This is a genomic window from Devosia sp., from assembly GCF_017744655.1.
GTDB lineage: Bacteria > Pseudomonadota > Alphaproteobacteria > Rhizobiales > Devosiaceae > Devosia.
On the sequence record NZ_JAGIAW010000009.1, the window covers coordinates 243,519 to 269,141 of the forward strand.

25 protein-coding genes and 1 tRNA gene are annotated in these 25,623 nt (G+C 61.6%); 9 read left to right on the top strand and 17 right to left on the bottom strand.

All coding sequences use genetic code 11. The features are described 5' to 3' along the window. Positions 1-85: 85 nt before the first annotated feature. The 3 genes from J7557_RS17545 to J7557_RS17555 form a co-directional block, all read right to left on the bottom strand. The gene (locus J7557_RS17545; RefSeq protein ID WP_291421334.1) at positions 86-2,809 is read right to left on the bottom strand and encodes a DNA translocase FtsK; all 2,724 of its coding nucleotides are present in this window, start codon (positions 2,807-2,809) and stop codon (positions 86-88) included. Positions 2,810-3,144: 335 nt separating this feature from the next. After that, complete coding sequence (locus tag J7557_RS17550) at positions 3,145-4,476, bottom strand: ammonium transporter (protein WP_291421335.1); 1,332 nt, start codon at positions 4,474-4,476, stop codon at positions 3,145-3,147. 27 nt (positions 4,477-4,503) lie between these two features. Beyond that, positions 4,504-4,842, bottom strand: a complete 339-nt coding sequence (locus J7557_RS17555) for a P-II family nitrogen regulator (protein WP_035084363.1) — start codon at positions 4,840-4,842, stop codon at positions 4,504-4,506. A gap of 280 nt (positions 4,843-5,122) precedes the next feature. Between J7557_RS17555 and J7557_RS17560 the strand changes: the two genes are divergently transcribed. Further along, entirely contained in the window at positions 5,123-6,337 is a 1,215-nt protein-coding gene (locus tag J7557_RS17560; RefSeq protein ID WP_291421336.1) for an FAD-dependent monooxygenase, read from the top strand. A gap of 63 nt (positions 6,338-6,400) precedes the next feature. Here J7557_RS17560 and J7557_RS17565 read toward each other — a convergent pair whose 3' ends face one another. Genes J7557_RS17565 through J7557_RS17575 form a run of 3 tightly spaced genes read right to left on the bottom strand, consistent with a single transcriptional unit; the run spans position 6,401 to position 8,245 of the window. After that, positions 6,401-6,637, bottom strand: coding sequence for a Trm112 family protein (locus J7557_RS17565; protein ID WP_291421337.1), 237 nt, complete (start codon positions 6,635-6,637; stop codon positions 6,401-6,403). Next, a complete protein-coding gene (locus J7557_RS17570; protein ID WP_291421338.1) occupies positions 6,637-7,302 on the bottom strand; it encodes an LON peptidase substrate-binding domain-containing protein in 666 nt (221 codons plus the stop codon). The genes J7557_RS17565 and J7557_RS17570 overlap by 1 nt, the downstream gene beginning before the upstream one ends. A 10-nt stretch (positions 7,303-7,312) precedes the next feature. Continuing rightward, positions 7,313-8,245 (bottom strand): co-chaperone YbbN, encoded by a 933-nt coding sequence (locus tag J7557_RS17575; protein WP_291421339.1) that lies wholly within the window; start codon positions 8,243-8,245, stop codon positions 7,313-7,315. Between the two features lie 192 nt (positions 8,246-8,437). Between J7557_RS17575 and J7557_RS17580 the strand changes: the two genes are divergently transcribed. Both J7557_RS17580 and J7557_RS17585 read left to right on the top strand, forming a co-directional pair. After that, positions 8,438-8,512, top strand: a tRNA-Gly gene (locus J7557_RS17580). 138 nt (positions 8,513-8,650) lie between these two features. Then, the gene (locus J7557_RS17585) at positions 8,651-9,352 is read left to right on the top strand and encodes a glutathione S-transferase N-terminal domain-containing protein (RefSeq protein WP_291421340.1); all 702 of its coding nucleotides are present in this window, start codon (positions 8,651-8,653) and stop codon (positions 9,350-9,352) included. A gap of 33 nt (positions 9,353-9,385) precedes the next feature. On the opposite strand, the gene J7557_RS17590 is transcribed toward J7557_RS17585, so the two are convergent. From J7557_RS17590 to J7557_RS17625, 8 genes are all read right to left on the bottom strand, one after another. Next, the gene (locus J7557_RS17590; protein WP_291421341.1) at positions 9,386-9,856 is read right to left on the bottom strand and encodes a VOC family protein; all 471 of its coding nucleotides are present in this window, start codon (positions 9,854-9,856) and stop codon (positions 9,386-9,388) included. Positions 9,857-9,946: 90 nt separating this feature from the next. Continuing rightward, positions 9,947-10,759, bottom strand: a complete 813-nt coding sequence (locus tag J7557_RS17595) for an alpha/beta hydrolase (protein ID WP_291421342.1) — start codon at positions 10,757-10,759, stop codon at positions 9,947-9,949. A 107-nt stretch (positions 10,760-10,866) separates the two neighbouring features. After that, positions 10,867-11,922, bottom strand: a complete 1,056-nt coding sequence (locus J7557_RS17600; RefSeq protein WP_291421343.1) for an ABC transporter ATP-binding protein — start codon at positions 11,920-11,922, stop codon at positions 10,867-10,869. 17 nt (positions 11,923-11,939) lie between these two features. Beyond that, a complete protein-coding gene (locus J7557_RS17605; protein WP_291421344.1) occupies positions 11,940-13,019 on the bottom strand; it encodes a Gfo/Idh/MocA family oxidoreductase in 1,080 nt (359 codons plus the stop codon). Next, positions 13,016-14,035, bottom strand: a complete 1,020-nt coding sequence (locus J7557_RS17610; RefSeq protein WP_291421345.1) for a Gfo/Idh/MocA family oxidoreductase — start codon at positions 14,033-14,035, stop codon at positions 13,016-13,018. The genes J7557_RS17605 and J7557_RS17610 overlap by 4 nt, the downstream gene beginning before the upstream one ends. 4 nt (positions 14,036-14,039) lie before the next feature. Then, positions 14,040-14,858, bottom strand: coding sequence for a carbohydrate ABC transporter permease (locus J7557_RS17615; RefSeq protein WP_291421439.1), 819 nt, complete (start codon positions 14,856-14,858; stop codon positions 14,040-14,042). 58 nt (positions 14,859-14,916) lie between these two features. Next, positions 14,917-15,858 (bottom strand): carbohydrate ABC transporter permease, encoded by a 942-nt coding sequence (locus J7557_RS17620; protein WP_035084395.1) that lies wholly within the window; start codon positions 15,856-15,858, stop codon positions 14,917-14,919. 154 nt (positions 15,859-16,012) lie between these two features. Next, positions 16,013-17,305 carry an extracellular solute-binding protein gene (locus tag J7557_RS17625; RefSeq protein ID WP_291421346.1) on the bottom strand — a complete coding sequence of 431 codons (1,293 nt, stop codon included), beginning with the start codon at positions 17,303-17,305 and terminating at the stop codon, positions 16,013-16,015. Between the two features lie 436 nt (positions 17,306-17,741). Here J7557_RS17625 and J7557_RS17630 point away from each other — a divergent pair, with 436 nt between their 5' ends. From J7557_RS17630 to J7557_RS17655, 6 genes are all read left to right on the top strand, one after another. Beyond that, entirely contained in the window at positions 17,742-18,662 is a 921-nt protein-coding gene (locus tag J7557_RS17630; protein WP_291421347.1) for a LysR family transcriptional regulator, read from the top strand. A 42-nt stretch (positions 18,663-18,704) separates the two neighbouring features. Continuing rightward, the gene (locus J7557_RS17635) at positions 18,705-18,884 is read left to right on the top strand and encodes a hypothetical protein (RefSeq protein WP_291421348.1); all 180 of its coding nucleotides are present in this window, start codon (positions 18,705-18,707) and stop codon (positions 18,882-18,884) included. 27 nt (positions 18,885-18,911) lie between these two features. After that, positions 18,912-19,040: a hypothetical protein gene (locus J7557_RS17640; RefSeq protein WP_291421349.1), complete on the top strand. Its 129-nt coding sequence runs from the start codon at positions 18,912-18,914 to the stop codon at positions 19,038-19,040. A 73-nt stretch (positions 19,041-19,113) separates the two neighbouring features. Beyond that, the gene (locus tag J7557_RS17645; RefSeq protein WP_291421350.1) at positions 19,114-22,032 is read left to right on the top strand and encodes an FAD-binding and (Fe-S)-binding domain-containing protein; all 2,919 of its coding nucleotides are present in this window, start codon (positions 19,114-19,116) and stop codon (positions 22,030-22,032) included. A 114-nt stretch (positions 22,033-22,146) separates the two neighbouring features. Further along, complete coding sequence (gene pncB / locus J7557_RS17650) at positions 22,147-23,454, top strand: nicotinate phosphoribosyltransferase (RefSeq protein WP_291421351.1); 1,308 nt, start codon at positions 22,147-22,149, stop codon at positions 23,452-23,454. Between the two features lie 123 nt (positions 23,455-23,577). Next, positions 23,578-23,826, top strand: coding sequence for a hypothetical protein (locus tag J7557_RS17655; protein ID WP_291421352.1), 249 nt, complete (start codon positions 23,578-23,580; stop codon positions 23,824-23,826). Positions 23,827-24,015: 189 nt separating this feature from the next. On the opposite strand, the gene J7557_RS17660 is transcribed toward J7557_RS17655, so the two are convergent. The 3 genes from J7557_RS17660 to J7557_RS17670 all read right to left on the bottom strand — a co-directional run bounded on the left by J7557_RS17660 (position 24,016) and on the right by J7557_RS17670 (position 25,546). Then, positions 24,016-24,264, bottom strand: coding sequence for a hypothetical protein (locus J7557_RS17660; RefSeq protein ID WP_291421353.1), 249 nt, complete (start codon positions 24,262-24,264; stop codon positions 24,016-24,018). A 77-nt stretch (positions 24,265-24,341) separates the two neighbouring features. Next, positions 24,342-25,148 (bottom strand): 1-acyl-sn-glycerol-3-phosphate acyltransferase, encoded by an 807-nt coding sequence (locus J7557_RS17665; protein WP_291421354.1) that lies wholly within the window; start codon positions 25,146-25,148, stop codon positions 24,342-24,344. Beyond that, positions 25,148-25,546 (bottom strand): Fur family transcriptional regulator, encoded by a 399-nt coding sequence (locus J7557_RS17670; RefSeq protein ID WP_291421440.1) that lies wholly within the window; start codon positions 25,544-25,546, stop codon positions 25,148-25,150. The genes J7557_RS17665 and J7557_RS17670 overlap by 1 nt, the downstream gene beginning before the upstream one ends. Positions 25,547-25,623: the final 77 nt, after the last annotated feature.

Genomic DNA, 25,623 nt, shown 5'->3' on the forward strand with positions numbered 1-25,623 from the left:
TGTCGAGACGCATGACCCAATCGCCGATCACAAAACAAAAACCCCGGCACAAGGCCGGGGCTTTTCAATACCTTATTCGGTCAGCTCAATAGCCGTCGGCATTGTTCCCGACGAGGATTTCGCGCTTGCCCGCATGGTTGGCCGGGCTGATGACGCCCTCGCGTTCCATGCGCTCGATCAGCGTCGCTGCCTTGTTGTAGCCGATGGCGAGACGCCGCTGGACATAGGAGGTGGAGGCCTTCTTGTCCGTCAGCACGACATGGACGGCCTTGTCATAGAGCTCGTCGCCCGAGCCGGCATAATCATCGCCGCCGCTGGAGCCACCGGCATCCATGCCGCCTTCGTCTTCTTCGGCGGTGACGGAATCGAGATAATCCGGCGCGCCCTGGCTCTTGAGGTGGTTGACCACCGCCTCGACTTCGGCGTCGGACACGAAGGCGCCGTGGAGGCGCTTGGTGCGACCGCCCGAGGCCATGTAGAGCATGTCGCCATTGCCGAGGAGCTGTTCGGCGCCCTGCTCGCCCAAAATGGTGCGCGAGTCGATCTTCGACGTCACCATGAACGAAATACGGGTCGGGAAGTTGGCCTTGATCGTGCCGGTGATGACATCCACGGACGGGCGCTGCGTGGCGGTGACGATATGGATGCCGGCGGCGCGGGCCATCTGGGCGAGGCGCTGGATTGCGCCTTCGATGTCCTTGCCGGCGACCATCATCAGGTCGGCCATTTCGTCAACGATCACAACGATATAGGGCAATGGCTCGAGATCGAATTCTTCGCTTTCGTAGATCGCCTCGCCGGTTTCGCGGTCAAAACCGGTCTGCACCGTGCGGGTAATGGTCCGGCCTTCCTTGGCCGCTTCCGAGACGCGCTGATTAAAACCGTCGATGTTTCTGACACCGATCTTGCTCATCTTGCGATAGCGGTCTTCCATCTCGCGCACGGCCCATTTCAGAGCCACCACAGCCTTCTGCGGATCGGTGACGACCGGCGTAAGAAGATGCGGAATGCCGTCATAGATCGACAATTCCAGCATTTTGGGGTCGATCATGATCATGCGGCACTGCTCGGGCGTCATCTGGTAGAGCAGCGAGAGAATGAAGGTATTGATACCCACCGACTTGCCGGAACCGGTGGTACCGGCGATCAGCAAGTGCGGCATGCGCGCGAGGTCGGCGATGATCGGCTCGCCGCCAATAGTTTTGCCCAGGCAAATCGGCAGCTTGCCCTTCATCTTCTCGAAATCGGACGAGGCCAGCATTTCGCGGAAATAGACGGTTTCGCGCGTCTGGTTGGGCAGTTCGATACCAATGGCATTGCGGCCCGGCACCACGGCGACACGGGCCGAAATGGCCGACATCGAGCGGGCAATATCGTCGGCGAGCGAAATGACCCTGGACGATTTGATGCCCGGTGCAGGCTCGAGTTCAAAGAGAGTCACGACCGGACCGGGGCGCACATTGATGATGTCGCCCTTTACGCCGAAGTCACCAAGCACTTCTTCGAGACGGCGGGCCATTTCTTCGAGCCGTTCCGGCGAATGCTCTGCCGAAGGCCCGGAGCGCTTGGGCTCGGCAAGCAGGCTCAGTGCCGGCAGTTCAAAGCCCATGGGCTCGTCGAGGAGGCTCGGCTGCGCTTCGCGGAACTGGCGCTGACCCTGCGCCGGGCGCGGGGCGGGCGCGGCAACACGCGGCGCCGAATGATCGACGGGCTGGAAGCGCGAATCGCCGCGCTGGGTGTGGTTGACCACGGCCGGATGCTGGGCGATCGGCATGTCCGGTACGAAGGGGATCGAATCGTCTTCCGCTTCATCGGGATAGTCGATTTCAGTCTCGTCATAGGACGGACCGGCATTGATACGGGCCGATACGACGGGGGCCGCTTCGAAGGCAGGCTCGACCGGGGCATGAATGCGGCGCTGGGTAACGGCGAGCGTCGGTTCCTGATGGGCCGGGGCGCGCGGGGAGACGGAGCCGTCGAGATCGGGCTCCTCACCATGCGCGCGCCATTCTTCCTCTTCCTCGTGGCGGGCCGCCTGGGCAGCACGGGCACGGCGCCAGGCCGTGCGGAGGGAATAACCCATATGCACCACCGCGCCGAGGGCCACTTCCACCAGCGGATTGGCTTCGCGCTCGTCTTCTTCCTCGACCTGTGCGGCCTTGCGCGAGGATTTAGCAGGCATGGCTGGGACGGAAGTGCCGAGGCCCATGGCGATCCAGAGCAGAGCCAGAGCGGGCACCGCGATGATCACGCCAAAAAGCGCGCCTGTGATCGGCTGCGGATCGGCGCCGGCGATCATGGCGGCAAGACTGATGAAGAGCATGCCGGCAAGGCCGCCCAGTCCAGTCGGCAGCGGCCAGCTTTCCGGCGTCGGCAGGAACGCGAAGACGCCGGTCGAAAGCACAATCGCGCCAAGCCAGGAGAGCGTGCGCAAGATGACGTGGGTCAAGCGACGCTTGCGCAGCAGAGCCCAGCTCCACAGCGCCAGGGGCACGATAGCGACAATGCCGCCCAGCCCCAGGAACTGGAACACGAGATCGGCAATGACCGCGCCGGGATAACCCAGCCAGTTTTGCGCAATCTTGCTCGTCGCATAGGAGAGCGAGGGATCATCGACCGACCAGGAGCTCAGCGACAGCAGCAGGATCGTGACAATGCCGAACAGCACCATGCCGGCCACGCGCAGGGGAATGCGAATGGCGATGACCGGGGCCGGTTTCGGCATGGAGGCCGCCGTCTTCTGGCGGGCAGCGCCGCGTGGTGGCACGGGGCGGACATCGTCGAGCGTCGGAACGGGATGGCTGGGCATGACACGCATTACTTTTTGGGGCCACGACCCATTCGCGGGCCCCGCATCGCCTGCATGCTAGAGCGATGTGGTTAATCGCACGCTAACCACTCCGAACTGGGCTGACAGCAAAAATCGCCCCAGTAGGGCGATTTTAGGTGAGGAGGCCATGAGAACCAGGCTCGAATGGCGTGTGGGAGCGAAAGTTTTCTACTTCGATCCCAAAACTTTCCCGGGGAGTGCGGCCCACCATTGTGCGTGGGAAGCCTCTGTGGCGGGCCAAGAGGAAGCAGGCCGCACACCGCGAGAAAGTCTTTTGGAAAAGAGGTGGCGCCGAAGCGCCACCTGCAAGGTTCTTAGCCGTTGTAGGCGCGTTCGCCGTGGCTCGAGAGATCGAGGCCGTCGCTTTCGCCGGCTTCGCTAACGCGGGCACCGCCGAAGATCGCCTTGACGATGAGCATGGCGACGAGAGCCACGACACCGGACCAGACGATGGCGACGAGTACTGCCAGGACCTGGGTGACCAGCTGGCCGCCCATGGCATAGCCTTCGGCACCAAAGCCGCCGAGAGCCGGGTCTGCGACGATGGCGGTGCCGATGGCGCCGACAATGCCGCCCACGCCGTGGATGCCGAACACGTCGAGGCTGTCGTCATACTTGAGCATCGGCTTGAGGGTAACGACGGCCCAGAGGCAGACGAAACCGGTCACGGCGCCGAGCACGATCGAGCCGAAGGTGCCGGCGAAGCCGGCGGCCGGGGTGATGGCCACGAGACCGGCAACGGCGCCCGAGACGAAGCCCAGGGCCGAAGCATGGCCGCGGGTGATCTTTTCGCCGACAGCCCAGGCAATAGCTGCAGCGGCCGGGGCGGTAATGGTGTTGAGGAAGGCCTGAGCGGCAAGGCCATTGGCACCGAGAGCCGAGCCGGCGTTGAAGCCGAACCAGCCGACCCACAGAAGCGAGGCACCGATGAAGACGAACACCAGGTTATGCGGGGCGATCGGCTCCTTCATGTAGCCAAGGCGCGGCCCGAGCACGATTGCGGCGACGAGAGCGGCCACACCGGAATTGATGTGAACGACGGTACCGCCGGCAAAGTCGAGGGCGCCCATGTTGAAGAACAGGCCCGGACCCGACCAGACCATGTGGGCGATCGGCAGGTAAGAGAAGGTGAACCAGATGGCGAGGAACGCCATGACCGCACCGAACTTCATGCGCTCGGCAATGCCACCGACGACCAGCGTCGCCGTGATGCAGGCGAAGGTCAGCTGGAAGACCACGAAGACCAGTTCAGGAATCGTGCCGGAAACCGAATCGGGGCTGACATTGGCAAGGAACAGGTTCGAAAAGTCACCAATGAAGGCCGATAGGCCGCCTTCGGATGGGCCGGAGAAGGCGAGCGAGTAGCCATAGGCCACCCAGAGCAGGGCGATCATCGAGAAGGCGCCGAACACCTGGGTCACGACGGACAGCACGTTCTTGCCACGGACGAGACCGCCATAGAACAAGGCAACGCCCGGAATGGTCATGAGAATGACGAGGAGCGTCGAAACGATCATCCAGGACGTGTCGCCGGTGTCGATGGTGGCGACTTCCTCGACAGCCGCGGCAGCATCCTGTGCGAATGCGGGAAGGGCCAGCAGCAGGGAGGCCAGAGCAGCGCTCCCCAGGATTTTGGACATCTTCATTGTTGTTGTCTCCAATTGGGGAAGGTCCTAGAGGGCGGACGCGCCGGTTTCACCGGTGCGGATGCGGGTAACGGCCAAGAGATCGAGCACGAAGATCTTGCCGTCGCCGATGCGGCCGGTCTGAGCCGAGTCCCGAATGGCGTTGCTCACATTGTCGGCCAGGCTGTCGTCGACAGCGATTTCGAGCTTGAGCTTGGGCAGGAAATGCACGGCATATTCCGTGCCGCGGTAGATTTCGGAGTGACCCTTCTGACGCCCATAGCCCTTCACTTCGGTGACGGTCATGCCGTGCACGTCGAGCGAATTGAGCGCCTGCCGAACCTCTTCGAGCCGGGACGGCTTGATGATGGCAACCACCAGTTTCATATGACCCCCTTTGGCGCCTTAGGCGCGTGTTGGAACTGCAACTGATGAATTCAAGTGCCGTGCCAAACCAAGTGGCACGGATTTTCGTTATTTTTACAATGACTTAACCAGAGGCCAAACGTGGACGACTCTGAAATGGGCAGATCGTCGCCGCTTTTTTGTGCGGATGATTTGGTGTTTGCCTGTTTTTTAAACAACACGAGTCATCCCCGCGGCATAGGGCGCACTTGCACCGCGCCGCCGGGGGCCTGACAATGGAAGAAGACGCAAGGAGACGGCGATGAGCGCAGCGGCAGAAGATCATTTCGACGTGGCGATCGTGGGTGGCGGCCCGGTGGGCACGACCCTGGCGCTGGCGCTGGTCCAGTCGATGCGCGGCATTCGGGTAGCGCTCATCGACCGCCGTCCGCTGACGGTCCCCAAAGACAACCGCGCTTCGGCCATTGCAACCGGCGTACGCCGCGTCTTCGAGGCACTGGGTGTCTGGGCCGAGATGGAAGCCCAGTCCCAGCCGATAACTGCCATGCGGATCACCGATTCGGGCAGCGGCGATATCGCGCGGCCGCTGTTCCTGCAGTTCGAAGGCGAAGTCGCGCCGGGCGAAGCCTTTGCCCATATGGTGCCCAATACGGCGAGTCAGGCGGCCCTGCTCGGGGCCATGGGCGACCTCGTCACAGTCATCGCTCCGGCCGAAATCACCGATTGGTCAGAGGGCCGGCTGACGCTTGCCGATGGGCGCACCATCACCTCGCCACTGATCGTCGCCGCCGATGGCGCGCAATCGGCCCTGCGCCAGCGCGCCGGTATTTCAACATCAGGCCATGACTACCATCAGACCGGGCTCGTCGCGACCATCAGCCACGAACTGCCCCATGACGGGGTCGCCTACGAACATTTCCGCCCCTCCGGCCCCTTTGCGAGCCTGCCGCTCAAGGGCAATCGCTCTTCGCTCGTCTGGACCGAAACCAGCGAAAACGCCAAGACCTTCCTGGCCATGGACAGCGACCAGTTGGCGCGCGAGATCGAGGCCGTCATGGGCTCGAGCCTCGGCGCAGTGACGCTCGAAGACAAATTGATGGGTTTCCCGCTGCGCCTGCAGATTGCCCGTGACTTTGTCGGGCCGCGTCTGGCGCTCATCGGCGATGCTGCCCACGTCGTCCATCCGATTGCAGGGCAAGGTCTCAATCTCGGCCTGAAGGATGTCGCGGCGCTGGCCGAAGTCATCATCGACGCCATCCGTCTCGGGCTCGACCACGGCAGCGAAGACGTACTGGCCCGCTACCAGGCCTGGCGCCGGCTCGATACGGCCAGCATGGTCATGGTGACCGACGGCATGAACCGGCTCTTTTCCAACGATGTTGCCCCGGTCCGCGCCATCCGCGATTTCGGTCTCGGCCTGGTCGACCGCGCCGGGCCGCTGAAGGATGCGATGATCCGCGCCGCCTCCGGTGTGTCCCAAAGCGGCCCAAAGCTTCTCAGCGGGCTACCGATCTAGAAAAAGGCTCCCTTCCCTGAAGGGAGAGGTCGGCCTGCGTAGCAAGACGGGTGAGGGCCTTTTCTAGTCAACCGCTCTTTTGGACAGCGCCTGCAGCTCTTCCGGCTCGACATTGCGCGCCTCTTCAAGGCTGAGGAGCGGCACCCCTTTGACGATGGGAAAGGCCAGCCGCGCGGCAATGGAAATCAGTTCCTTGTGGTCCGACGATAGCGTCAGCCGCGTCTTGGTCAACGGGCAGACCAGCATTTCCAGCACCTGCCGGTCGATAACGTGGCGGGGATCGACCGGGGTTTCTGCCATCAGTTGAGCGGCACGGCGCCCTTGCCGCCCCCAGCCATTTCATATTCGGTCATGGCGATCAGCGTTTCCGCCCGGTCGTTGAGGGTCTGTGCTTCGAGCAATACCTGCTTTTCCGCCGGCCCATAGGGCGAAACCATGGCGCAGAAATTGACCAGGTCCGCCGTGCCGGTGCGCTCGATCTCTTCCCAATTGAGCTCGATGCTGGCGAATTCGGCATAGTCGCGCATCATTTTCACAAAGCGCGCCCGGTCCACTTCGTCCTCCCCGTCATTGCGGGCGAAATCGGCGGCAAAGGCCTCGGCCGAAATTTTGGCGAGCCTATAGGGTGTACCGCGTTCGACCTCTTCGGTGAGCGTGAACCGCGTCACGCCTTCGAGGATGATGAAATAGCGGCCATCGCCGCTTTCCTCGAAATGGGTAATCCGTCCCAGGCAGCCGATCCTGTGCAGCGGCACGAGGCCCACGGGGCTTTCCTCGCTCGTGTCCTCGGGCTGGATCAGCCCGATCAAGCGATCGGTCGAGAGGGCGAAATCTACCATCTCGATATAGCGCGGCTCGAAAATATTGAGCGGGCGATGGGAATAGGGCAGCAACAGCGCCCCGGTCAGCGGAAAGATCGGGACCACGTCCGGCACTTGCTGAGGGCTCGCTGGGCGCTGCGGCATATTTTTCGACCTAGGAGAAGAGGGCAGCAGAAAGCAGGCGGCGGCCCTTGAGGGTGGCCGGATCCTTGGCGCCCCAGGCGTCGAAGAATTCGAGCAGCTTTTTGCGCGCGCCGTCCTCGTTCCAGGTGCGATCCTTCTTGAAGATCGCGACCAAGGCCTCGGCGGCCTCGACGCGCTTGCCTTCGGCATTGAGCACGACGGCCAGATCGAATCGCGCCTGGTGATTTTCAGGGTCAGCAGCAATGGCGGCTTCAAGCGCGGCCGATTCGGAAAGGCCGGCGGCTTCATCCTGCAGGCGTATAGTATTGGCGACAGCCGTATAGGCGTCGCCCTTGCGCTTGTCCTCGGGCACCATGTCGAGCGTGGCGCGGGCCTGCTCGACTTCACCGGCTTCGAGATAGACGCGGGCAAGGCCAATCAGCGCCACTTCGTTTTCCGGAGAGTGTTGCAGCACCATGCCAAAAATCTGCGCCGCCTGACCGAGGTCACCGGCGCCAAAAGCCTCTTCGGCGACCTTCAAGGCATCGGCGATCTGTGCCTCGATCGAATCGGCCGGCGGCGCGCCCGGAGGGGCGGCGGCAATGACGCGATCGGCAAATTTACGGACTTCACCTTCCGGCATGGCGCCCATGAAACCGTCCACCGGCCGGCCACCGGCGAAGGCGAAGACGGCCGGAATCGATTGCACGCCCAATTGCCCGGCAACGCCCGGGTGATCGTCGATATTGATCTTCACGAGCCGGATCTTGCCGGCCTTTTCGTTGACCACCTTTTCAAGCGCCGGCGTCAACTGGCGGCAGGGGCCACACCAGGGCGCCCAGAAATCGACGAGAACCGGAACCTCGCGCGAGGCTTCGAGCACGTCGGCGCGGAAGCCGGCATCGGTGGATTCGCTGATATAGGCCTGGCTGGCCGGGGCAGCGCCATTGGTGGAAATCGACATAAAGAGCTCTCGCGAAAGTCATTGAGGGAGCAGTCGCGGGCCTTTTTGCGCCCGCGCCACAGCGGTTGCAAGTCCTAGTTCCCACAGGCTTTCAACAAGATGACATGAAAGCGAAGAAGAAGGGTTGCAATCGGTCTGATGATTAGGCATATAGCGCCTCGTCGACGCGCTTCAAGGCGCTGCGACACGGATGCGGGTGTAGCTCAGGGGTAGAGCATAACCTTGCCAAGGTTAGGGTCGAGGGTTCGAATCCCTTCGCCCGCTCCAATTCTCTCAGGTTGGCAAGCCGGGAGAGAAACAAAGGGTCCTTCGGGACCCTTTTTGTTTTTCCGACATTTGTTTCGTTGCCGGACTGGTCGACTCGCGATCTAGCTGGCGCCCCCTGCCTTGAGACAAGAGACTTCCATGACCGACCTCACGAATTTCCCTATCGCCCGGCGCTGGCCCGCCGCGCATCCCGAACAGCTGCAGCTTTACTCGTGGCCGACGCCGAATGGCGTAAAAGTTTCCATCATGCTCGAGGAAATCGGCCTGCCCTATGAGGCGCATGCGATCCAGATCGGCAAGAACGAAACCTGGACGCCCGAATTTCTCTCGCTCAATCCGAACGGCAAGATTCCAGCTATTATCGATCCCAATGGCCCCGGCGGCAAGCCGCTGGCCCTCTTCGAATCGGGCGCCATTCTTCTGTACCTTGCTGAAAAGACCGGAAAATTCCTCTCAGCCGATCCGGCACTGCGCTACGAAACCATCCAGTGGGTCTTCTTCCAGATGGCCGCCATCGGCCCGATGTTCGGCCAGGTGGGCTTTTTCTATAAATTCGCCGGCAAAGAGTTTGAGGACAAGCGCCCGCTCGAGCGCTACCGCGCCGAATCGCGCCGGCTGCTCGAAGTGCTGGACACTCGTCTCGATGGTCGCGACTGGATCATGGACGATTATTCCATCGCCGATATCGCGACCTTGGGCTGGGTCCGCAATCTCATCGGCTTTTATGGCGCCCGCGACATCGTCGAATTCGACACGCTCAAGCGCGTTCCCGCATGGCTCGAACGCGGCCTTGCCCGCCCCGCCGTGCAGCGCGGCCTGACGATCCCCGCCGCCAGCTAATTTTTGCTACCGGCGGCGGCAGGAGGTTTTCGACTAACCCCTTGCCGCCGCCTCAAGCGCCGAAATATCGAATTTCACCTGCTTGAGCATAGCTTCCGTGACGCGCTTCGACACGGCCGGATCGGGGTCCATCATCAGTTCGCCAAGGCGTTTCGGGGTGATCTGCCAGCTCAGCCCCCAACGGTCCCGTAGCCAGCCGCATTGTTCGGTCGAGCCGCCTTCTTTCAGCGCATCCCAGAGCCGGTCGATCTCGGCCTGGGTGTCGCATTCGACCAGAATCGAAAAGCTATGGTTGAACGGATCAAGCGGGCCGGCATTGATCGCCATATAGCGCTGGTCGCCAATGGTGAAAGCGGCCATGCCGACGCTGCCGGCCGGGCCGCTGGGATTATCCGCCGGAATGGCCGAGACCCATTCGATCTTCGAGCCCGGAATCAGCGACGTATAAAACTTGATCGCCGCGTCCATATCCCTCTCGAACCAGAGATGCTGGGTGATCTTCATCGTTCGTCTCCTGTTGAACCGTCTGCCTTCAAGACGATTCAACGCTGATGACTTCGACATGGTCCCAGGATTAGGTGGCACTCGCCGGGGCTAGTGAACCTGAACCGACCCGAGCTGGAAAAACACCGTCAGCAGCGGCGCCAGTATTTTGGGGTCATATTCATGGCTCTGGCCGGCCAGCGTCATGCGCTCGACATTGTGGAGGCCCGAGGCCACCCATTCGGCGCCCGCCGCCATGAAAGGAAAGCTTTTGTCGCCATCGAGCACCAGCACCGGCATGATGGCGTTCTGCCAGCGTTCCGGCGGCCCGTCGCTTCCCCGCGCATCCGCGAGAATACGGTAGTCATGTTCGAGGGTCAGGCCGACCGCAGCAAAGGCCGGCCAGGCGGGGCTCTGCTTGAACCCATCCAGTTCCGCGCCGGACATGCCGACGCCGAGCAGAAAGTCGCTCATCATTTCGGCAGCGCGTCCCTGCGCGGCCTGGACGGCCATCTGCATATGCTCATAGCGGTAGGCGTCACCCGAACGGCCGGGATCGATCGGCGGCTCATAGAGCGCCAGGGCCTTGATCTTTCTCGGCATGGCTGCGGCGGCTTCAAGCGCCAGCACGGCGCCCGAGGACATGCCGAAGACAAAAGCTTCGCGGCCGGCCACATCGAGCAGAGCGGCAATGTCCTCCACCTCGCGCGCCACCGCATAGGGCCATTTATCCGTCGATTCCCCGCGGCCGCGCCGGTCGTAGTTGATCACCGTAAAGTGCTGCGCCAGAAGCTCGATCAATATCGGGGTCACCCGGTCCACCGCCCGATATTGCGTCGCGCCGGCCACAAGGATCACCGCCGGGCCCGAGCCGGTCACGTCATAGCCAATGGTGACGCCATCCTTGGAGGTAACCTGCGGCATGAGAGAATCCCCTTTTTGCCGACACTATGCACGAGGGCTGGAGGCGCCAAAACGGAAATCCCCGCTTGCGCGGGGATCACACGGTATTTCTCGAATGGCGGCAATTTCTAGCGGATCGCAATGCCTTCGGCATTGAAGACATGCGCCTTGGCCGGATCGATATAGGCCGGAACACTCGAACCCAGCTCCACATGGCGTTGGCCTTCGAGCACCACGGTCAAGGCCTGGCCGTCGGTGGTGGTTGCGTAGAGCACCGTCTGGCCACCGAGATTTTCGACGAGATCGACACGCAGGTCCGCGAACTTTGCACCAGAACCTTCGACAATGGTGATGTGCTCGGGACGAACGCCCAGCATCGCCGTGCCCACAGCCGAGCGACCGAGCGGCAGCGAGCCGCTGGCGGTTTTGACCGTTTCGCCCTCGCCGGTCGCAGTGAGAAAATTCATCTTCGGCGAGCCGATGAAACCGGCGACGAAGAGATTTCCCGGATTGTTATAGAGTTCGAGTGGGGCACCGGCCTGTTCGATGACGCCAGCGCGCAGCACCACGATCTTGTCGGCCATGGTCATGGCTTCCACCTGGTCGTGGGTCACGTAGATCATGGTGTTTCCAAGATCATTGTGCAGCTTGGCGATTTCCACGCGCATGGCGACGCGCAGTTCGGCATCGAGATTGCTGAGCGGTTCGTCGAAAAGGAAAATCTTGGGTTCGCGCACAATGGCGCGGCCGATGGCAACGCGCTGGCGCTGACCGCCCGAAAGCTGCTTGGGCTTGCGCTTCAGCAGCGGCTCGATCTTGAGGATTTCTGCCGCACGCTGCACGCGCTTTTCGATCTCGTCCTTAGGCATCTTTGCCGTTTCGAGACCAAAAGCGAGGTTCTGGTAGACGCTCATATGCGGATAAAGCGCATAAGACTGAAAAACCATGGCGATGCCACGCTTGGCCGCCGGCACGTCGTTCATGCGCTGACCATCGATGATCAGGTCGCCGCCGGTGATCGGCTCGAGCCCCGCAATCATGCGCAGCAAAGTGGACTTGCCGCAGCCCGAGGGGCCAACGAAAACAGTGAACTCACCCGGCTCGATATTGAGGTCGACGCCGTGGATCACAGCGACGTCGCCGTAGGATTTCTGGATCTGGCGGAGTTGAATGCTGGTCGCCATGGGTCTTCTCCTAAAGCTTACCGGAACTCGGCCGGAACCCAGCTCTGGTAGAGCGGGTGGTCGGGGCCCAGGGGTAGAACGACCTCCTGGTGGGTGGAAGAGGAATGGTAGAAGGCCGTCACCAGTTCGAGCGAACGACGGGAGTCAGCCGACGTGACGGGCAGCGGAATCTTGCCGTCGATGGCATCGTAAAAACGGGACATCTGCGTCTGGAACCGGCTCGGCACATGCTGCCAATTGGCGAGCGCTGCCTCGATTTTCGCTTTCACCTCATCATTGCGCGGCAGGATCTTCCAGAGTGCGTGGCCCGGATTATAGGGCGCGTGGTCGCTCTCGATGGTGACATTTTCGAACTGCAGGCGGATGCGGGTGATCTCATCCACCGAACCCAGAGTCGCGGTGAAACTCGCCAAAGCGCCGCTCTTCATTTCGAGCGAAGCGGAAATGGTGTCTTCCACCTCGATCGGATTAACGCGCGTCGCCACGCGGCCAAAAACGCGCGAAATGTCGCCCATGAGATAGGTAAAGATGTCATGCGGATGGATAGCATGGCCCATCAGCACACCACCGAGTTCGGTCTTCCACTTGCCGCGCCAGGGCACAGCATAATAGGGAGCCTCGCGGCGCCACATGGTTTCGACCGTGCCGGCATAGGGCTTTCCGGCAATGCCGGAGTCGATGATCTTCTTGGCCTGCTCGATGCCATCGCCGAAGCGATATTGAAACACCGGCATCAGCTTGCCCCTGGCGGCTTTTTCGGCTTCCACGATCTCATCGATCTGAGCGAGCGAACCGACGAGCGGCTTTTCGCAGACGACATGCTTGCCGGCGGCGAGCGCCTTGGTGACCATGGAGAAATGCACGCCGGGCGGGGTGCAGACGTCGATCACGTCTATGTCGTCCATGGTGAGCAGGTCGTCGAAATTGGTGATGCGGCGTTCGACGCCGAATTCATCGCCAATCTTGGCAAGACGCTCGGGATCGAGGTCGCAGAGCGCCAGTACCTTGAACTTGTCGGAATTGGGCAGATAGCCTTCCACAATATGCGAGCGGCCAATACCGCAGCCGACGACGGCAACATTGAGAATCCGGCTCATTTCACCCACTCCGTACCCTGTTCGGCCTTGGCCTGGGCAGTCAGCGCCATTTTCATGGCATTGTAGCAACGCTCCTGCGGCATGGCCGTCTCGGTGCGGTTTCTGACGTCATCAAGGAAGAGGCGGCCGAAGGGCAGGTCGACTTGGGAGCAGTCGATATGCTGCACACCCTTCTTGTCGACGAGGAACAGATGGTCGGTGCCAGGCTTGCCGGCGACATCGATATATTTCCGGAGTTCGATATAGCCTTCGGTGCCCAAAATGGTCAGGCGACCATCGCCCCAGGTGGGCAGACCCTCGGGGGTGAACCAGTCGACGCGGATATAGCCGGTCGTGCGCTCGGTGCGGACATGGGCATCGCCCACATCCTGCAGGCCGGGACGGTGCGGATGGTTGCGATTGTAGGCGCTCGAGGAGATCACTTCCCCATCATTGGCATTGGAGAAGAACAGGAACTGTTCGAACTGGTGGCTGGCGATATCGCAGAGAATGCCGCCGTAGCGATTGCGGGTAAAGAACCAGTCGGGGCGATTGTTGAGGCGCAGCGAGTGCGGCCCCAAACCCACTGTGTTGATCACCTCGCCGATGGCGCCCTTGGCAATGAGATTGCCGGCTTCGACGGTGGCCGGCACTTCAAAATGCTCGGAATAGAGCACGGAGAAGATGCGGCCGGTTTCCTTCTGCACGCGCTTGATCTCGTCAAGCTGGGCAAGGGTGGTCATGCCCGGCTTGTCGGTGAGCACGTCCTTGCCGTGCCGCATGGCGGCAAGACAGATATCGGCGCGGTCACCCGGAATGGCGGCAGTGACGACGATCTGGACAGACGCATCTTCGAGAATGGCGCGCGGATCTGACACCCGCTTGGCTTCGGGATATTTGGCACCGAACGTGGCGGCGAGATCGTCTTCCACGGCGTGGAAGGCGACGAATTCTGCGCCGGCGCGTTTCAGGCAGTCGACCTGCCCATAGATGTGCGCGTGGTTGATGCCGATGGCGGCGAATTTCAGGTCAGACATAGTTTTAACGCTTCATACCGGTGGTCGCGATGCCCTCGATGAGCAAGCGCTGGAAGATGAGGAAGAAGAGGAAGATCGGCACGATGGAGAGGACGCTCATGGCGAAAAGCCCGCCATAGTCCGACATGCCGGTCGAGTCCGTGAAGGTCCTGAGGCCGAGCATGACAGTGTAGTCGCTCATCCGGTTGAGATAGATCAGGGGCCCGAAGAAGTCGTCCCAGGTCCAGATGAAGGTGAAGATGGCAGCCGTCGCCAGAACCGGGGTCGAGAGCGGCAGCATGATCTTCCAATAGATGCGCCAGGGTCCGGCGCCGTCCATCATCGCAGCCTCATCGAGTTCACGCGGAATGCCGCGGAAGAACTGCACCATGAGGAAGATGAAGAAGGCGTCGGACGCGAGGAATTTTGGCACGATCAGGGGCAGGAAGGTGTCGACCCAGCCGAGCTGGCGGAACAGCACATATTGCGGAATCAGCGTCACCTGATAGGGCAGCATCAGCGTCATCAGCATCAGCGCGAACCAGATGCGCCGGCCGCGAAATTCGAGGCGGGCAAAGGCAAAGGCCGCCAGCGAACAGGCAAAGACATTGCCGATCACCGAAAAGGTCGAGACGATGAAGCTATTGGTGAAAAAGACCGAGAAGCTGGTCCTGAGGCCATGCCAGCCGCGGAAATAGGCGTCGAGACTCCACGAGGATGGAATGATGCTGGCCGAGGTAAAGATCTCATTTTCCGGCCGGAAGGACGCAGCCAGCATCCAGAGCAGCGGATAGAGCATCAGGATCGAGGCGGCTATAAGCAGGCCATGGCTGACCACCGACATCAGTCGCTTGCGCCAGATCGGGGTTTCCGCGCCGACCACAGTCAATTTCATGGGGGCATCAGTCATCGTAGTGCACCCAGTATTTCGAGGTGAGGAACGAGAAGGCGGTGAAGATGGCAACGAGCGCCAGCAGCACCCAGGCAAGCGCGGAGGCATAGCCCATGCGGAAGAAGCCGAACGCCTCCTGGTAGAGATAGAGTGTGTAGAACAGGGTCGAATTGATCGGATTGCCCGTGCCACCCGAAATGATGAAGGCGGGCGTAAAGCTCTTGAAGGCTTCGATGGTCTGGATGATGGCGTTGAAGAACACGACCGGTGTCAGCAGCGGCAGGGTGATCTTCCAGAACTGGCGCCACTTGCTGGCGCCATCGAGCGAGGCCGCCTCATACATGTCCTGCGGGATCTGCCTGAGACCGGCGAGGAAGATGATCATGGGCGAACCGAACTGCCAGATCGAGAGCACGATCAGGGTCCAGAGCGAATAATTCGGGTTCGAAATCCAGCTCGGCCCGATAATGCCGAAGAGGGAGAGGAACTTGTTGACTAAGCCATCGGCAGCAAAAATCTGGCGCCAGAGAATGGCGATGGCGACCGAAGCGCCGAGAAGGCTCGGTAGGTAGAAGAGCGAACGATAAAGGGTGAGACCCTTCATGCCGCGATTGAGCAGCAGGGCAACGCCGAGCGCAAAAGCGAGTTTCAGCGGCACCGAAAAGACCACGAAGAACATCGTCACGCGCATGGAGGCGGCGAATTTCGGGTCATTGGTGAACATGCGGACATAGTTGTCGACGCCAGCCCAGCGCGGCGCGGTCAACAGGTCGAAATGGGTGAAGCTCAGATAGAGCGAAGAGATCATCGGCCCCAGGGTCAGGCCGAAAAAGCCGATGAACCAGGGCAGGAGGAACAGGTAGCCGGGGGCATCCTGTTGCCAGATGCGTCGCCAGACCGAAGGCTTTTCAGCCTCTGCCGGCGCCGACGTCGCGACGTGTTGCAGTGTCATGCTTAGCTCGTCCTCCCCAGGCCGATCACCTGGTCATAAGGGCAGGGCCGGTCATGGCTGACATCGCTCCGCAGGGGCATTCCCCTGCAGCACCGCCGCCATTGAAACCGAAGATCGACCACGCGCCCCTGAGGGCGCGTGGCTTTGCTTGAAATCAGCTTGCGCGTTCGAGGATGGCCGTGGCTTCGGCGACGAAGTACGGACCAGCATCTTCCGGCGTGCGGGCGCCGAAGGCCACTTCCTGGCCGATGACGCGCAGCAGCGAGAGATCGATTTCACCAGCAGCGGCCGGCGGGGGCGGCGGCAGCGGCCCAAGCAGGTCACCCAGATTCGCCACGAAATTGAGGGCGATCTGGTTGGCTTCATCGAGGGTCGGAGCGACGATGTCGCGGGTCTCGGGCAGGCAGGGAATGCCGCGCTCGACGCCGAGAATCTTTGCCGATTCCGGATCGGAGATGAAGAAGCTGAGGAATTCGGCAGCCTTTTCCTTGGCGGCCGAAGAGCCGGCAACCGAGAAGAACATCGAGGGCTTGCGGTAGTGACCGCCGCCGACACCGGCTGCGAGGCGCGGATAGCCGACCATGTCGAGCTTGTCGGGCACGAGAGCCTGGAAACCGACGAGCTGGTTCGAGTTCGACGGCATCAAGGCCGACTTGCCCGAAACAAGCATGGTGGTTTCGAGCGGACCCGTATCGAGAGCCTGGGCGTCCGGCGCCACGATCACGCCGGCATCGCGGAAGGTCTTCCAGAGGTTGAACCACTCGGTCATTTCGTCGGCACCAAAGCCGAGCTTGCCCTCTGCGGTATAGAGCGCGAGACCCTTCTGGCGCAGCCAGTTGTCCAGCATCGGCTCGGTATAGGAGCCGTCCGACATCATCTTCATGCCATTGCGGATATTGGCCTTGGAGAAGGCTTCACCCTTGGTCATGATGTCGTCGAGCGTCCAGTCATTGGTCGGGGGCTCGACGCCGGCTTCTTCGAAGGCCACGGTATTGACCAGGGTCGCCACCGAGTTCGCGCCGAGCGAAATGCCGTAGAGCTTGCCGTCGACCTTGCCGCCTTCGAGCTGGTCTTCATCGAAACCGTCGAGCTTCAGCGCGCCACCGACGAATTCGTCGAGCGGGGCAATGGCGTTACGCTTGGCGTATTCGACGATATAGCGATAGTCCATCTGGATGATGTCGGGGGCATTGCCGCCGGCAGTCTGGGTGGCGAGCTTGGGCCAATAATCGTTCCAGGCGAGGAATTCGCCTTCGATCTTGTTGCCGGTTGCCGCTTCGAAGAGATCGGTGACGCCATAGGTGCGGTCGGCGCGGCTCTGGCCGCCCCAGAAGATCAGCCGCATATTGGCGGCCTGGGCCCAGGCGGGGCTGATGCCGGCGACACCGGTTACCATGAGAGCCGAAGTTCCCATCAGGAACTGACGGCGATCCATACGAAATGTCATGTGTTTCCTCCCATGAACAGTTGTTGCTCCAGCCTTGCGGAGCGAATCGAACCAGCGACCTCCCCGTCGCTAAATCACCAACCAGTTACTGTATTGAGCATATGAAGCGCATCGCCAACACTGCTGTGCCTGCCGCTTTGCGCAAAACCTCTCCTCACAAATAACCAGCCAGTTACCCCTACCATAGGACCGCGCCGCGGGGCAACAATCCTTGTATGGAAGATTTTCTTTGACTGAGACGCCGCGTGGCGGCCCCTGCCGCGCGATTCGTCCTGGCGCTGTCCTCCCCGTTTGCCCGGTGGCGGCGCGCATCGCGCTTTCTCGCCGGGGCCTTTTGTTTCTGCTGCACAGTGGCGCAAAATCTCCTCTTGGAAAACTACAAAATTGCCAGGCATATTATAGAAGAAATCTATGGCTGGTGTCGGGAGGATCGTTTTTGGACAAGTTGCTCACCCAGTTCCTGGCGGTGGCCGATGCCGGCTCGCTCAGCGGCGCCGCGACGACCCTCCTCATCACCCAGCCCACCCTCACCTTCAACATGCGCAAGCTCGAAGAGACTTTTGGGGCGCCGCTCTTCGAGCGCTCCTCGCGCGGGGTGCGGCTGACGCGCTATGGCGAGACGCTCTACGAAAATGCGCGGCTGATGAACCGACTCTATGACAACACATTGAGCGCCATTGCCGACCAGCAGCGCGGCACCGAAAGGGGGCTTACCGTGGGCTCGGGCTATTCATGGTGGACCATGTTTCTCAAGGATCTGGTCATCGCCTATCAGCACGAATTTCCCAAGGCACCCGTGCAGGTTAGCCTCGGCAACCAGCTCCGCCTTCTCGACCAGATGCTCTCGGGCGATATTTCGCTTTTCCTCGCGCACGAAATCGACGGGCTCAATCCCAGCATCGGTACCGATTTCATCCCCCTGAGCCGGGTCTACAACGCTCACTTTGTCCATAAGCAGCACCCGCTGCTGGGGGCGCCGCGCAGCCGGGCGCAGATCAACGATTATCCGCAGATCATCAGCTCGCTAGCCGAAAGCCGGCACGAGCGTTTCTTCGACATTTCGCGGCGCCGCACCCGAGCGGAAACCGTGTTCGACCGCACCCATTATGCCTTCCGCTCCAATTCTCTCGCCGCCTGCATCGACTACGCCCTCTCGACCCAGGCCGTGCTCACACACACACATGTGATGCGCGACGCCTTCACCAAAAGCGGCCTTTGCGAGGTGGAACAGGCCGAACCGCTGCGCACGAATGTCGCCGGCATCTACGTGCTCAAGGAAAGACGCGGCGAAGAACGGGTCGAAGACCTGATTGCGCGTATTTCCAAGGGGGCAAAGGCAACGCTGCCACCGCTCTAGCCAGCACATCTTTTCGGACCGCAGCTCGTTTCAAGGAATGCCATGACCCGGCCCTATCTTGTCTGCGCCATCATCACGGCAATCAGCGCCGCCGTCAGCTTCGGCTATTCGGTCGCTGCACTTCGAACCGCCGGGGGCGAGGCCAAAACTCTTGCGCTCTATGCCGGCGGCAGAAGCGCAGCATTGCTGCTTGGTGCAATAGCGGCCTTAGTTTTGCAGTAGGCCGGCTGGCTCTTCGCCATCGCCACCATGATGATCATCGTGCAGGCGGCAGACGCTTATATCGGCACCACCACAAAGGATCGTCTCAAGACCTTCGGTCCAGCCCTCACGGCCTTGTTCAATCTTGCGGCTCTGGTCTGGGCAATCCCGAGCTGAGCGGCGGGATGGAGCGGCGGCGTTTTCTCAAACACCCTCGCCAGCCGCGTAGCTAACATGTTAGCTTCAACCCATGCAGCAAGCCCCTCTCTTTTCGATTCAGCCCACAGCCCCCACACCCGATCGCCTCGCCGCCGGCGAGCGCGTTGCGGCGCGCCTAAAACCCCTGGTGCGCGGCGCTATCCATACCGACCCCTTGATGACCTATGCCTGGAGCGGCGACGCCAGCTCCTACCGGCTGATTCCGGCCGTGGTGGTCTTCGTCAATTCCGAAGACGATGTGCGTGAAGTGTTCAAGGCCGCCCGCGCCGAGGGGCTCCCTGTCACGTTTCGCGCCGCCGGCACCTCGCTCTCGGGCCAGGCCGTCACCGATGGCGTACTCGCGGTTTTGGGCGATGGTTGGCGCAAGCTCGATATCCAGCCCGGCGCTGAAAAGATCACGCTGGGGCCAGCCATCATCGTCGCCGAGGCCAATCGGGCGCTGAAGCAATTTGACAAAAAGATCGGGCCGGACCCGGCGAGCCAGGCGACCTGCAAGATCGGTGGCGTCGTCAACAACAATTCTTCGGGCATGTGCTGCGGTGTCGCCCAAAACACCTATCACACCATGGATCGCCTGCGGATCGTCCTCACCGATGGCACGATGCTGGATTCGGGCGATGCCGCCAGCCGCGACGCGTTTCGCGTGAGCCATGGCCGCATGCTCGAAGGCCTGCACCAGCTCCATCACGACGTCATGGCAGACGATGAACTCGTCGCCCTGATCCGCCACAAATACCGGATCAAGAACACCGTCGGCTATTCGCTCAATGCCCTGGTCGACTACCACGACCCGCTCGACATCCTGATCCACCTGATGGTGGGCTCCGAAGGCACTTTGGGCTTCGTCTCCGAAGTCACCTACAACACCGTGCCCGAACACCCGTTCAAGGCGACCGGGCTGATCCCCTTCCCCGATCCGCAATCAGCCGGCCGCGCCATCATTGAAATGGCCAATGGCGGCGTGCAGGTGACAACAGGCGTCACCGCCGCCGAATATATCGAGCGCCGCGCCCTCGCCACGGTCGAACATCTTGCGCCCATGGCTCCGCTGCTGCCCTGGCTGACGGACAATTCGCCGGCCGTGCTGATCGACGTCACGGCCCCCGATGCCGCGACGCTCGAAATGGAAGTGGCAAAAGCCAACGCCCTTCTCGCCCGCCATGGCGCAACGCATATCGATCTCTCGACGGACGAGCATCGCAGCCACGCCCTCTGGGACATTCGAAAAGGCTTTTTCACCTCGGCCGGCGCCGCGCGCCCCAAGGGCACGATCATGCTCACCGAGGACGTTGCCGCCCCGATCGAAAAGCTCGCCGAATTCGTCGTCGACCTCCGCACCATGCTCGATGAGCACGGCTATACCGACGCCGTCATTTTCGGCCACGCGCTCGCCGGCAACCTCCATTTCCAGATGGGCGACGATTTTTCCAAACCCGGCGCCGCGGAAAAATTCGACACCTTCAACCAGGAGCTGAGCAAGCTCGTATCGCTGCGCTATGGCGGCTCGCTGAAAGCCGAGCACGGCACCGGCCGCGCCATTGCACCCTTCGTCGAGGCCGAATGGGGTTCAAAAGCCTATGCGATCATGCATCGCATCAAGGCTCTCTTCGATCCCGAACGCCTGCTCAATCCCGGCGTGCTGCTCAATGACGACGCGAAAATTCACGTCAAGAACCTGAAGGTCATGCCGCTCGCCGACGAAATCGTCGACCTCTGCATCGAATGCGGTTTCTGCGAGCCGGCCTGCCCCAGCCACCATATGACCCTGACCCCGCGCCAGCGCATCGCCGTCACCCGCGAACGCGCCCGCCTGCGTGCATCGGGCGAAGATCCGGCCCGCCTCGCGCGCTTCGAGGCAGATTTCCAATATGCCGGCATGGACACCTGCGCCGCCTGCAATCTCTGCTCGCTGCGTTGTCCGGTCGGCATCGAAACCGGCACACTCATCCTGGGCGAACGCGCCCGCCGCCGCGGCGGCACGGCCCACACCGTCGCCCGCCTCGCCGCCGACCATCGCGGCACGGTGGAACGCGCCATGCGCGGCGGCGTCGCCCTTGCCGATGCGGCCCGCACGATCATCCCGGCGCCCGCCGTCGAGGCGATCACCGAGACGGCCCGACGCCTGACCAACAAGCGCGTGCCCCGCGTGTCTCGTGCCCTCCACCACGGTCCCGGCGCCCCACGCGCCCGCGACAACCGACAAGACCCGCGGAAAACCGGCTTCCCGGTCCCCACCGCGCAGACGGGCCGGCCGCAGATCGTCTATTTCCCCGCCTGCCCCAGCCGCATGTTCGGCGCGCCGAAAACTGAGCATGACCTGCTCGACACGCCCGCGGCAATGATGGCCCTCCTCGAACGCGCCGGTTACGACGTTATCGTGCCCGACCATCTGACGGGCCAATGCTGCGGCCAACCCTTCCAGTCCAAGGGTTTTCCCGAGCAAGCTGCCGAAGTCGGCAAGGCCCTCAAGGCCGAGCTTTCGTCCTTGTCCGACGCCGGTCGACTCAATGTCGTCACCGACGCCTCCACCTGCGCCAAGCATTTGAAGGAATTCCCCGGCGATGCGCCGGTCGCCGACTCAGCGCAGTTCCTCGTCACCCATGTGCTGCCAAAACTGGCGATCACGCAAAAACTGCCTGTCGTCGCCGTGCATCACAATTGCTCGGCGCAACGCCTTGCCGAACAGCCGGCGACGGAAGCCGTAGCAGCGGCCTGCGCCGAAAAGCTCGCCGTGCTCTCCTCGATCACCTGCTGCGGCTATGCCGGGGACAAGGGCCTGTTCCTGCCCGAACTCAATGCCCACGCCACGAGACGCGTTCACAATGACATTCCAGACAATTGCACGCTCGGCGTTTCGACCGTCTCGACCTGCGCTTCCGGTCTCACCGAAAGGGCCGAAATCCCCTTCGTGAGCCTTGCGAGCTTACTTGAATGGGCCAGCCGGCCCTGATCACAAACACGGTCCCGGCACCTCGCCGGGGCCGCACTGGACGCCCCAAGGCTTCCGCGGCTTTTCAAGCCGAGGCGTCCCGCGCTACAAGACGCGTCGCGAAGTGGGGACGAGATGGCTACCTATACCGATATTGCGCGGCGCGTTTACAACCACACCTGGAAGCTCGATCCGATTATCCGCAGCCTGCTCGACACGGATTTTTACAAGCTCCTCATGCTGCAGATGATCTGGGGCCTCTACCCCAAGGTCGACGCCACCTTTTCGCTGATCAACCGCACCAAATCCGTCCGTCTCGCCGATGAAATCGACATCGACGAGCTGCGTGCCCAGCTCGACCATTGCCGTACGCTGCGCGTTTCCAAGAAAGAGATGATCTGGCTGGCCGGTAACACATTTTACGGCTCCAAGCAGATTTTCCAGCCCGGGTTCCTCCGCTGGCTCGAAAATTTCCAGCTCCCCGAATATCGCCTGGAAAAGCGCGACGGTCAGTTCGTGCTCGAATTCCCCGGCCTCTGGGTCGAAACCTCGATGTGGGAAATCCCCGCCCTCGCCATCATCAACGAGTTGCGTTCGCGCGCCGCGATGAAGAGCTACGGCCCATTCAACCTTGACGTGCTCTATGCCCGCGCCAAGGCCAAGATGTGGGAAAAGGTCGAACGCCTGCAAAAGCTGCCGGACCTGAAAATTTCCGATTTCGGCACCCGCCGCCGCCACTCTTTCCTCTGGCAGCGCTGGTGTGTGGAAGCGCTCAAGGAAGGGATCGGCGAAAATTTCACCGGCACGTCCAATGTGAAGCTTGCCATGGACACCGACCTCGAGGCGCTGGGCACCAATGCCCATGAGCTGCCCATGGTCCTCGCAGCGCTGGCGCGTTCCGACGACGAGCTGCGCGAGGCGCCCTATCGCGTGCTGCAGGACTGGAAGAGCTATTATGGTGGGAACCTCCTCATCGTCCTGCCCGATGCCTTTGGCACCGACGCCTTCCTCCGCGACGCGCCCGACTGGGTTGCCGACTGGACCGGCTTCCGCCCCGACAGCGCGCCAGCCATCGAAGGCGGGGAGCGAATCATAAAATTCTGGGAGAGCCGCGGCCGCGACCCCAAGGAAAAGCTGCTGATCTTCTCGGACGGGCTCGATGTCGACATGATCGAAGAGGCCTATCTCCATTTCGATGGTCGCGTGCGCATGAGCTTTGGCTGGGGCACCAATCTCACCAATGACTTTGAAGGCTGTTCGCCCGAACCCAATCGCGGCCTCGATCCGATTTCGATCGTCGCCAAGGTCAGCGAAGCCAATGGCCGCCCGGCGGTAAAACTCTCGGACAATCCGGCCAAGGCGACCGGAGAGCAAAGCGAAATCGAACGCTATATCCGCGTCTTCGGTGACGCCGGCCGCGTGGAGCACGCCGTCCGCGTCTGATTCCATCGCATGATCGCTGTGAACAAACCCGCTTGTGGAGAAACCATGAGCGGGTCGGCGCATTAATGCCTCATGAACCAACTAGGGCCAGTTTCGGCAATGGGGGCTCCCATGGAGCCGAATATGAGTCTTGAACTAATCGATATCGCGCTCGCCGAGCGCCACGATCACCCGCGGCTGGCCAACCGGGTGACGGGAAAGGTGAAGGCCGTGCTCACTGAAACCATTGACGGCCGCGAGCAGCGGCACGAAATTCTCATCCCGGCCTGGATCGAGCGGGAAGATGGCATGGATGAGGGCGACATCGACCTCGCCCTCATGGTCAAGGCGGCAAAGATCGTCGGGCGGCTGAAGGCACGCCTCGCGGATTAGATTGTTTCGGTTTTGCTTTGACATGGAAACGCACAAAACCCTCATGGTGAGATGCTTTGCGCAGCAAAGCCTCGAACCAAGGGGGCGGTCGAGTGGAGGTTTGGTGCCACGACCTTGTTCTTCGAGGCTATGCTCCGCTCCGCACCTCAGAATGAGGTCGATTTCGACTGCGGTTCAAACCTGAACGCCCTAACCCTTCCGTTTCGCCGTCCTGGCAATGGACTGCAGAAACATGCGGTCCGAGGGCGAAAGCCCCATGGGAATATAGGCCGGTGCCGGCGCAACAGTGCCGGCGGCCCTGTGACGATAGGCCGGGGCGGTCGCGAAATGGCGGGCTTGCGCCGCCATGGCGGCGACCTTGTGCCGCTTCTCGCTGCGCACAAAGGCAAAAAGCGTAGATGCCGCGATCAGCACGATAGCGATAATTTGCCAATCCATATCGGCCTCCTTGAACCGGGCCAACATAGCTAATGAAGCGTTAACTCCGAAGCGAAGCCCGGCGTTAAGCCTAATGTCTAAACTTGCGTCGAAACCGGCAGGGGCAAGTCGCGATTGAGCGCCACCAGCATGGCGCGCACTTCCTTTTCGGCGGCCTTGGTCACCGTCTTGCGGTCAGCGCCATGAGCGAGAACCTGCGGCGTGCCAAAGGCCACGGTGACGTCCTTCCGCGGCCCCCCGAGAATCTCGGCAATGTTCTGCTTGACCGACTTGGACTTGATCCAGGCCACCAGCGAACGCTCGTTGCGACTGATCGGCAGGCCCTCGAGTTTCGTGTAGGCCACGGTCAGTGGCTGAATGTTCACTTCCGTCGCGCCCGCCGCTTCCATGGCGTGCTGGGCCGCGCCCACCAGCGCCGAACGGAAGGGCAGCACATGCGTGCCGATATCGGACTGGCCCTCGGCAAAAAGCACCACCGCATTGCCATCCGCCATATGCCGGCCCATGGCCTCGGCCGTGCGGCCGGTACCCGAGCGGCGGGTGCGGTCGACATAGATGGTCTTTTGCAGGTTCGCCATCATGCTCACGAAGGGCCATTTGGCGATTTCCTGCTTGGCCACAAAGGTCACCGGTGCCACCGAGCCGATGGCGACGATATCGGTCCAGGAAATGTGGTTGGAGACCAGCAGCGTCGGCCGGCCCTTCGCCGGAGCGCCGATCACCCGCACCTTGAGGCCAAGGAACCAACAGCCGACCTTGTGGAAGACCTGCGGCAGGACCGGCCAGACCGGCAGTTTCAGGGCAATGACCAGCGCCTGCAGCGGGATGATCACGATCAAGACGGGCAGGAAGATGAAGATGAAAAACAGGCTGCGGCGGATCATTATTCGGGCTTGTCCTTTTGGCCCGCCTTGTCAGTCAGCGGCACGGCATAGAGTTCGAGACGGTGGTCGACGAGCCGATATCCCAGCCGCTTGGCGATGACTTCCTGGATAGCCTCGATTTCCTCGTTCCGGAATTCGATGACTTTGCCCGAACGGATGTCGATCAGGTGGTCATGATGCTCGTCCGGGATCAGTTCGAAACGGGCGCGACCGTCCTTGAAATCATGCTTGGTGACGAGCCCGGCTTCCTCGAAGAGGTTGACGGTACGGTAGACGGTCGAAAGCGAAATCTTTGGGTCAATGTCCGAGGCGCGACGATAAAGCTCTTCCACGTCTGGATGGTCGAAACTTTCCTCGATCACCCGGGCGATGACGCGGCGCTGATCAGTCATGCGCATGCCGCGCGCCACGCAGGCTTCTTCCAGGGTCGGATCGGACGGCGTCTTGCTCAAGCCATGTCTCCTTGCCTAGCCTT